Below are 9000 nucleotides of genomic sequence, written 5' to 3' on the forward strand. Positions count from 1 at the left end.
AGGTTCCAATGGTCGCTTAATCAAGATCTTTGGATTGAATTTGTTGTTCTATAAGCAATCGACTACCCGAGATGTGTCGTCGCATTAGCATTTCTGCTAGCTCTTCATCGCGATTACGAATCGCTTGTAGGATGTATTTGTGTTCATCGAGCGCTTCTTTTGGTCGAGACTGAGCCCTAGGCGATTGATAGCGATACATGCGTAATAGGTGATAAAGCTCGTCACACAACAACGAAATGAGTTTGCTGTTACGACTCGCTTTGATAATTCGGTAATGGAAATCAAAATCTCCATGTTGATGAAAGTAAGAAGAACCTTCGACTTCATCGATGTGCTTTGAGTGTGTCGACAATAATCCTTCAAGCCCGATAAGCTCTTCTTGTGTGATATGTCGCGCTGCTAGGCGAGCCGCCATGCCTTCCAATGCCTCTCGCACCGCGTAAAGCTCTAGCAGTTTGTCTGCAGAAAAAGTAATAACTCGAGCGCCGACATGAGGAATTCGCTCAATAAGCCCTAGCCCTTCCACACGCATTATCGCTTCACGTAATGGACCTCGACTTACCTCGAAGCGTTTAGCCAGTTCAGGCTCCGAGATCTTACTGCCCGGTGCTAATTCACCGTTAACAATCGCCTCAACGAGGTACTCAGTCAGATTTTCCGACTTGGTGTTTTCTTTGTCGCTCACACGTGTTTTCGTGTTTGCACTTAAGGTGAGATCTTTTATCGCAGTATTCATATTCACGCTGCTCACTTCTGATTGCTGACCCTAACTGCCAACAATTTCATAACATGAACATAAAATACACGATCGAATTGTCGACAATCAAGTAGATTGTCGACAATTTAGACTAAGGTAGTATTTTTTATAGACGATAAAAACTCATCCAAAAGGACACTGAAAACAACTTAAATACTTGTTATTTATTAATTTAAAAAGTACAACAACAACCAGCCCGATACCTACTCTAAAGTCATTTAAAATCGATGTGTCGACAACTTATAGCCGAACTGGTCAAAAGCAGCCCCGTTTGTGCCTATCCACCAGCTCACCGATAAACAGATATAAAAAAGGCGCACTCATGTGCGCCTTTCATTCATCGAACCCGTTCTAACAAGCCAACCTTTAATCAAGCTATCTGACGAGTGACTTCGAGGTATTTGCTGATATCGACAAAATCAATCTGTTCTGGTTTGAGATACTCTTCTGCATAACGCAGGTGAGTACCGCTGGTTAAGAACAATCTAAACAGTTCGATATCAAGATGCTCGTCCAACGCCATTTTATACATGATGTCTACAGCAACACTGATTGGTTTCGCCTTCTTATAAGGCCTATCCGCAGCAGTTAACGCCTCAAAAATATCTGAGATCACCAGAATACGTTCTGGGATTGAAAGGTCATCACCTGTCAGCTTCCTTGGATAGCCTGTGCCTTTAAGGGTTTCATGGTGAGTCGACGCATAACGAGGCACACGGCTTAGCTCTTTCGGGAATGGCAGGTTTTCAAGCATCTTGATGGTACCAAGCATGTGCTCATTTATCTTAAACCTATCTTCAGCAGTTAAGGTGCCACGCGCAATACTCAGGTTATAGACTTCGCCCAGATTGTATAAGTGCTCAGGCACATCCATTTTTATTTGATATTTCGGGTCGAACTCTAACGGCCTATCTCTTTTCACTATATGTTCAGGCTTGTCACATAACAGCGGCTCTACCGCTGGTAAGCTTGAACTCGATTCTCGATTCAACGCCTCTATCGGTGACAAACCAAGTTGATCATCAAAGTTACGTGTCCAAGTCGTCTCAGCTATCAAGCGAATACGAGCGACTTTATCATCACTCATAAACTCACCACCGAGGTTCGCTGTCGCAATAAACTCAAAGTCCTCTTGTAGTTGCTGTTTGGTTGACGCAAGTTCATCAGCTACCAACTCAGCCGGTAGAGACCCTTCGAGTTGTTTTGTCAAAGCTGTAATTTCTGCATCACGCCAAAGCACTTCAAATCGAGTTCTCACCTCGTGAATTCGGTTGTAGTTAGCTTCTAGCTTCGTACCTTTATCGACGATGTGTTCAGGTGTCGTGATCTTGCCACAATCATGAAGCCAAGCAGCAATTCTAAATTCACGACGTTCATCGTCGTTCTCAAATTTAAAGTCTTTGAAATGCTCAGACTGCGATTTTTCAGCCGCACCAGCCAACATCAAGCCCAGTTCTGGTACGCGGTTACAGTGCCCAGCCGTATAAGCGGACTTATCATCGATAGCTTGAGCGATAAGTTTAATGAACGACTCAACAAAGGCCTCTTGGGTCTGTTCATGCCGCTTAATCTCTGCAGCCATACCTTTCACCGCAATAGACAGTTCCCATACCTCTTTAATTCGAGTCTCAACAAGCTCGACACTGTCATAATCACGCATCTTGATCTTATGAGTCTCCTCCTCTAATTGACGAATAGGACGCACTATCGGTGCACCAAAAACCCATGCAATAGGCAAGGTCAAACTCATCAGTAACATCGTTACGCCAACAGAGGTTACTAGACGTTTATTGACTGTACTAAAGATTTCAGTTTCGGGAATCAATACCGCAAAATACTCAGAGTAGTGTTCGCCCGTGTCTATTTTCTTTAAATAGAGATGCTTGACCTCGCCATTCAACTCTACCCTTATCATACTGCCTTCAACCGTTGCTTCCTTAGCCAAATCATAAAGTTCAGTATAAGGAACCGTCGTATTTGTATTAAAGCCGGTATCATGGAGCCACTTTTTCGCTAAGGCATCAAGTTGTTCATCACCCAACCTACTGATAGCCTTATCAATAATTGGAAGCAATTGCTTATGCTTGCTCTGCAACACCAAATGGAATTGATTTGTGTAGTTCCGTTTTAGATCTTCTAGAGTCCCATTGACAACAAGGCCTGGCTGGAAAAACCTATCTAATGCAAACGAGAGTACGGGTTCTGCTTCTAAGAAAGCAAAGTTCTCTTCGCTTTCAATTGAATTAAATGCAGACTCTAGGTTTTCAAATTCAACTAAATCAATGTTCGGAAAATCCTCTCTCAACTTAGGAATAATTGACCACCCAGATAAAATGGCAACTTTTTCACCCTCAAGCTCGGCATAATTAGTGACAACCTTCGCGCCGACCCTTGTCACGATAGAAAATGGCAATTCATAAATTGGAGTCGTGTATAGGCCATCTATGCCATTATTTTTATAATGTTGAACCGATTGCAGGCCATCAATACTTCCTTCTTGAAACTTACTGACAAGCTCGTCCCAAGAGAAACCATTCACAAATTCAAACCTGATCCCAGTCATCTCACCGATCATTTTGAGAAGGTCTATCGCATAACCGTTTGGTTTCCCCGCCACAGAAAAGTCCATCGGCCCCCAATCATTTTGATTAGAAACTAGCAGCGGAGGGGTATCGTTAACCAAGGTTTTTTGCTCAGATGATAATATCAATGTTGATACATCAAACTCCGATTCCTGATTATTAACCTTGAGGTTGGACGCTATGATATTTCCCGATTTCGAATATAAGAAAGACTCAACCTTACTATCTTCTGCTAATCCAAGCGCCGTACCTGATAATTTGTTAGCCAAAGAAGACAACACAATATCAATACCAATCACATGTTGAATTTCAGATTCTATTTTCGACTCAAACGCTAAAGAATAAGTTTGTCCGGTAATTTGTAAATGCTGAAAAAGATATGGCTGAGTTTTTTCGACCGACTGAACATTGGCAGAAACATACCAAGGCCTGGTCGTTGGAAAGTAGTTGCTCTGCTCCGTAGTTGAGCTTCTGAGCGTAAACTCTTGGTCAAAGTATTTCGTTGTCCGGACTCGCTCCTGCCCTATATTTTTAATCTCAACTACAACCCAACGATCCGTTTGTTGTGCACCTATTTTTTCTCTAACGACAGGGGCAGATTCTAGATTAATAATTTGGAAGAAATTTTCATCGGATGAGCCAATGTAAATACTATAAAAGAGAGGGTTATCTTTAATGGCTTCAGAAAGAATACTACGCGACTCTTCTTTCGATATTTTGTTACTGATTGACCGTTTCACTGAAGCAAGTAAACGCGCAGTGTTGGCTGCGTCAGAATCAATAGCGCCTATATAATCACTCAGGTCATGAGACACCATCGTCAATTTTGACAGAGTACTCTCCGTCGCCATTTTTTTACTGAAGTAATATTGCAGTGAAACCGCAACAACAGCTGTAAGAAATGTCGCGAGTAAAAACATTCCTCCAACAGTAAATCGTAACGAAATTTTTTTGTCTGTCATTATTCGATCCTTGAATAACCATTAGCTCAGAAATGTAACGTGCCAGCAATATTTATATTATTACAGTAGCATAACCCACCTAGCAACACATTATTCTATATATTTAATGTCGTTTCCCCATATCTCTTTTTGTGCCGTAATAAAGTACCCACTTTAATGATACCCAGCAGTATAAATCGACCAATAGTCAAAACAAATTGTTCAAATAAACTCAAGAAAAAATCAGAGTGATTATTTCTTGAAGAATCCTATAGCTGCGCCACCGTGAACTTTATGAACTTTATTCACCCAATGTTCTTTATCCTCAATATCGCCGCATTGAAGACAATTCTTTAACACACCGTTAACTTTAACGTCCTCTGCTAAGCAATACCCTACTCGTGTGTTTAGCAGCTGGATATAAAACATAAGTTTCTCTCCATTGAAGAGATCCCCTACATAAGGAACGTGAACCATGTTCAAGGCACTGAAATCTACTCTTGCGGCTTCTATCATCGCAGCAACCTTTTCTTTTAACACTTTTGCTGCTGACGTAGAGAAAATCCACTTCCTAATCCCTGGCGGCGCTGGTGGCGGTTGGGATATGACAGCTCGTGGTACGGGTGATGTATTAGTGAAATCCGACATCGTAGAAAATGTCTCTTTCCAAAACTTGTCTGGTGGTGGCGGCGGTAAAGCCATTGCACACCTAATCGAGACGGCTCAACGTCAAGAAGACACGCTGATGGTGAACTCAACGCCTATCGTTGTGCGCTCGCTGACCGGTATCTTCCCTCAATCTTTCCGTGACCTGACTCCGGTAGCAGCAACTATTGCTGACTATGGCGCAATCGTCGCGTCTGCGGATTCTAAGTACAACACTTGGGAAGACGTAGTAAAAGAGTTTGAAAGCAACCCACGTAAAGTGAAAATCGCAGGCGGCTCGGCTCGTGGCAGCATGGACCACCTTGTTGTAGCGGCAGCGTTCAAAGGCGAAGGTTTTGATGCGAAGAAAGTACGTTACATTGCCTACGATGCTGGCGGTAAAGCGATGGCGGCACTGCTTTCTGGCGAAACACAACTGCTTTCGACAGGCCTTGGTGAAGTGCTAGAGATGTCTAAATCAGGCCAAGTAAAAGTATTGGCAGTAACGGCACCAAAACGTCTTGATGCGGCACCAAACATCCCAACACTAACTGAGTACGGCAACGAAACAGTATTTGCTAACTGGCGTGGCTTCTTCGCGGCACCTGGCACTAGCCAAGCGAAAATCGACGAGTGGAATGTAGCGCTAGGCAAAATGTACAAGACCGATGAATGGCAAGTGGTTCGTGACCGTAACGGTTGGATTGACAACTACAAAGCTGACAAAGATTTTTACGCCTTCCTAGAAGACCAAGAAAAACAGATGGGCGATCTAATGCGTGAGCTTGGTTTCTTGAAATAACCAACAACCATAGAGGGTCTATGTGCCCTCATACTCTTTCCTTGTTTCGCCGTACATGAGTTAACTTAAAACTCCTTTGTTTATTCGTAGACGTATTACTAACGCTTGCCGATTCGTTGTAAACGCAAGTGGCTGATAAACCAGTACCGTAATTCGCTTACCTTTGGTTAGTGATCCCAGACATTTCATTGACTCGCTCATGTACGGCTTTTTTACTTTCTATACCATCCCAAATGGAGTTGGATATGTCGGACTTACCAACCAAATTTCTGAGTAAGGAATCTTTGCTTTCAAAGGATCGCATCGGAGCCATGATCTTTATGCTGGCGTGCTTGTGCTATGGCTACCAAACCACGCTAATTCCTTTGTTCCCCGGTGACGAGTACGAACCCTTCACAGCAAGAACTTTACCTACCCTATTAACGTTTATCGGCATCGGCCTGTCGTTGATCCTACTAGTTATAGGACAACCGGACCAGAAGGTTTCATGCGACATCACGCCGTTGAACTGGAAGCTGCTCATTGGCTTTTTAGTGTTGATGGCTTTGTACGGTGTTGGACTGACTTATCTTGGCTTTGTTTTAGCAACTAGCTTCTTCTTGCTTGCTGGCTTTTACCTATTGGGTGAGCGCCGTAAATCTATTTTATTTGGCGCGTCATTTCCTTTCGTTATCGCGTTCTTTTTATTATTAACTCAAGGCTTAGATATCTACCTAGAGCCTGGCTTAATCTTCACTCTTTGGTAGGGATAACATTATGTTAGACGGAATTTTACAAGGACTTTCTACCGCTGTGATGCCAATGAACATCATGATGGTAATTGTGGGCTGCTTCGTGGGTACCTTCATTGGTATGCTCCCGGGGCTAGGTCCAATTTCAGCAATCGCGTTGATGATCCCGATTACATACGGCCTAGACCCTTCTTCTGGCTTAATCTTAATGGCAGGTGTGTACTACGGCGCAGTATTTGGTGGCTCAACGTCATCAATCTTAATCAATGCTCCAGGTTGTTCTTCAACGGTAGTAACCGCATTCGACGGCTACCCAATGGCACAAAAAGGCCAAGCAGGTAAAGCGTTGGCACTAGCAGCCTACTCTTCTTTCACTGGCGGTACTCTGTCAGCAATCATGCTTTTGATTGCAGCACCGGCTCTAGCAAGTGTCTCATTGAGCTTCCAGTCGTCAGACTACTTTGCATTGATGTTGTTAGGTCTATCGGCTGTAGCGGCTTTTGCAGGCCCAGGTCAGGTAATAAAGGCATGGATGATGACCATTCTTGGTTTGATGTTATCTACTGTTGGTATCGACAAAGGCGTTGGTGTTGAGCGTTTCACGTTTGGCCTAACAGACCTAATGGATGGCTTTAGTTTCCTACTTCTTGCTATGGCAACATTCGCTTTAGGTGAGACTTTAATGGGTATTTTGAAACCAGAGAAAGACACCAGCGGCGAAGAAAGCCAAAAGATGGCCGATATTGGCAGCATGAAAGTGACCAAAGAAGAGTTCAAAGAAGTCGCGCCCGTTTCGATTCGTTCTTCAATTCTTGGCTTCTTCACTGGCGTGCTTCCGGGTGCTGGCGCGACTATCGCAGCTTTCTTAAGCTACGGCATGGAACGCAGCCTAGCACCAAAAGACAAGCAGAAAGAGTTTGGTAAAGGCAGTATTCGTGGTCTTGTGGCTCCTGAATCAGCAAATAATGCAGCTTCGAGTGGTTCATTCGTTCCGCTACTGACACTCGGTATTCCGGGCTCTGGTACTACAGCAATTATGCTTGGTGCACTCATCGCTTATGGCATCCAACCCGGTCCTCGCTTGTTCGTTGAGCACCCAGATGTATTCTGGTCGGTGATTATCTCGATGTACTTTGGCAACATCGTGCTGGTTATCTTGAATCTGCCTTTAATCCCTTACATCTCTAAACTGCTAGCGGTACCAAGAACGGTACTACTGCCAATGATTATTTTCTTCTCAATCACAGGCGTGTACTTGGTGTCTTTCAACACGATGGATGTGTTTGTGATGCTAATTGTGGCAATGGCCGCGATAGCGTTAAGGCTGGCCAACTTCCCGCTCGCACCGTTACTGCTTGGCTTCATATTAGGTGGTTTGATGGAAGAGAACTTGAGACGCGCACTGATGATCAGTGATGGTGAACTCAGTTTCCTTTGGGAACGCCCTATCACAATGACCTTCACCATTTTAGCGGTATTGGTTCTATCTAGTCCTATTCTGGTTAAGCTGTTCAAGAGCTTTAGAGCGAAGCCTGTTGAAGTGTAAACTTGGCTTAGGTTAGAAAAACAAAACGTAATAAAGGGAGCTTCAGGCTCCTTTTTTCGTAGCAGCTATTTCAAAAAACCGTAGCTCTAAGATGGTAGCAAACTCACAATCCGACTCCTGAAAAACACATATCCCTGATATCAATAACAAAATCAAGTAAGGTGATTCATCATTTAACGCATTGGATTCAAAACTATGGATTGGTTGATTCTATTCTTATCGGGAGTGATTGGCGGTGTGCTCAACTCAATTGCAGGAGGAGGCAGCTTCATCACCTTCCCCGCTCTATTGTTTGCAGGCGTTCCACCAATAGCAGCCAACGCGACCAATACCTTTGCTTCGTGTGCTGGATACATTAGCGGAGCCTACGCTCTACGCCACGAAATTCAATCTGGTACCAAACAACTCAAGCTCATTGTTGGACTATGTATAATTGGCGGCAGCATTGGTGCATTTTTACTACTACACACACCAGAAGCGCTATTTACTCAATCCGTACCTTGGTTATTGCTGTTCGCCGCTCTACTTTTTACCTTTGGTGGCACACTCAATAAATGGCTAAAGAAAGTAACCGCTAAACATAAGCACGCCACCAGCGCAGGCGCGTTCTTTTCAGCTGTATTGCTTTTGATCGTGTGTGTTTATGGTGGTTATTTTAATGCAGGCTTAGGCATTGTGACATTGAGCTACTTGGCACTGGCAGGGTATACCAATATCAACGTGATGAATGGCATCAAATTGTTGGTATCGGCATGCGCATCACTCGCGGCAATCGTGTTCTTTGTTGTGAATGGTTCGATTGATTGGCCGTCAGGCATGGCCGTTTTGTTTGGGACATTGGTCGGTGGTTACTATTCAGCAAAAGTTTCTCGTCGTATCCCACAACAATATGTTCGCACCACAGTGATCATCGCGAGCTTTTTGATTACCGCTTACTTCTTCGGCTCTTCTCCGCTTAGATGAGCTTGATTTCTGGGTAAATGGTAGAGTGAGTTT

The 9000-nt window shown here is 43.8% G+C and carries 6 protein-coding genes; 4 read left to right on the forward strand and 2 right to left on the reverse strand.

Annotated features, from left to right (window positions below; translation table 11 throughout):
• Positions 1-16: 16 nt before the first annotated feature.
• Both AB6C75_RS14460 and AB6C75_RS14465 read right to left on the reverse strand, forming a co-directional pair.
• Complete coding sequence (locus AB6C75_RS14460; RefSeq protein WP_017071741.1) at positions 17-736, reverse strand: GntR family transcriptional regulator; 720 nt, start codon at positions 734-736, stop codon at positions 17-19.
• A gap of 391 nt (positions 737-1127) precedes the next feature.
• The gene (locus AB6C75_RS14465; protein ID WP_372108035.1) at positions 1128-4301 is read right to left on the reverse strand and encodes an HD domain-containing phosphohydrolase; all 3174 of its coding nucleotides are present in this window, start codon (positions 4299-4301) and stop codon (positions 1128-1130) included.
• Between the two features lie 454 nt (positions 4302-4755).
• Here AB6C75_RS14465 and AB6C75_RS14470 point away from each other — a divergent pair, with 454 nt between their 5' ends.
• The 4 genes from AB6C75_RS14470 to AB6C75_RS14485 all read left to right on the forward strand — a co-directional run bounded on the left by AB6C75_RS14470 (position 4756) and on the right by AB6C75_RS14485 (position 8967).
• The gene (locus AB6C75_RS14470; RefSeq protein ID WP_372108036.1) at positions 4756-5727 is read left to right on the forward strand and encodes a tripartite tricarboxylate transporter substrate binding protein; all 972 of its coding nucleotides are present in this window, start codon (positions 4756-4758) and stop codon (positions 5725-5727) included.
• Between the two features lie 245 nt (positions 5728-5972).
• Entirely contained in the window at positions 5973-6473 is a 501-nt protein-coding gene (locus AB6C75_RS14475; protein WP_372108037.1) for a tripartite tricarboxylate transporter TctB family protein, read from the forward strand.
• A 10-nt stretch (positions 6474-6483) separates the two neighbouring features.
• The gene (locus AB6C75_RS14480; RefSeq protein ID WP_009846586.1) at positions 6484-8004 is read left to right on the forward strand and encodes a tripartite tricarboxylate transporter permease; all 1521 of its coding nucleotides are present in this window, start codon (positions 6484-6486) and stop codon (positions 8002-8004) included.
• Positions 8005-8199: 195 nt separating this feature from the next.
• Entirely contained in the window at positions 8200-8967 is a 768-nt protein-coding gene (locus AB6C75_RS14485; RefSeq protein WP_372108038.1) for a sulfite exporter TauE/SafE family protein, read from the forward strand.
• The last annotated feature ends 33 nt before the right edge of the window (positions 8968-9000 follow it).

The sequence above is a fragment of the Vibrio sp. 10N.237.312.B06 genome, from assembly GCF_041464685.1.
GTDB classification, from domain to species: domain Bacteria; phylum Pseudomonadota; class Gammaproteobacteria; order Enterobacterales; family Vibrionaceae; genus Vibrio; species Vibrio tasmaniensis_A.

Coding starts and splice junctions, on each gene's coding strand:
- AB6C75_RS14465 (WP_372108035.1), bottom strand. CDS start 4,301: ATGACAGACAAAAAAATTTCGTTACGATTTACTGTTGGAGGAATGTTT.
- AB6C75_RS14485 (WP_372108038.1), top strand. CDS start 8,200: ATGGATTGGTTGATTCTATTCTTATCGGGAGTGATTGGCGGTGTGCTC.
- AB6C75_RS14470 (WP_372108036.1), top strand. CDS start 4,756: ATGTTCAAGGCACTGAAATCTACTCTTGCGGCTTCTATCATCGCAGCA.
- AB6C75_RS14480 (WP_009846586.1), top strand. CDS start 6,484: ATGTTAGACGGAATTTTACAAGGACTTTCTACCGCTGTGATGCCAATG.
- AB6C75_RS14475 (WP_372108037.1), top strand. CDS start 5,973: ATGTCGGACTTACCAACCAAATTTCTGAGTAAGGAATCTTTGCTTTCA.
- AB6C75_RS14460 (WP_017071741.1), bottom strand. CDS start 736: ATGAATACTGCGATAAAAGATCTCACCTTAAGTGCAAACACGAAAACA.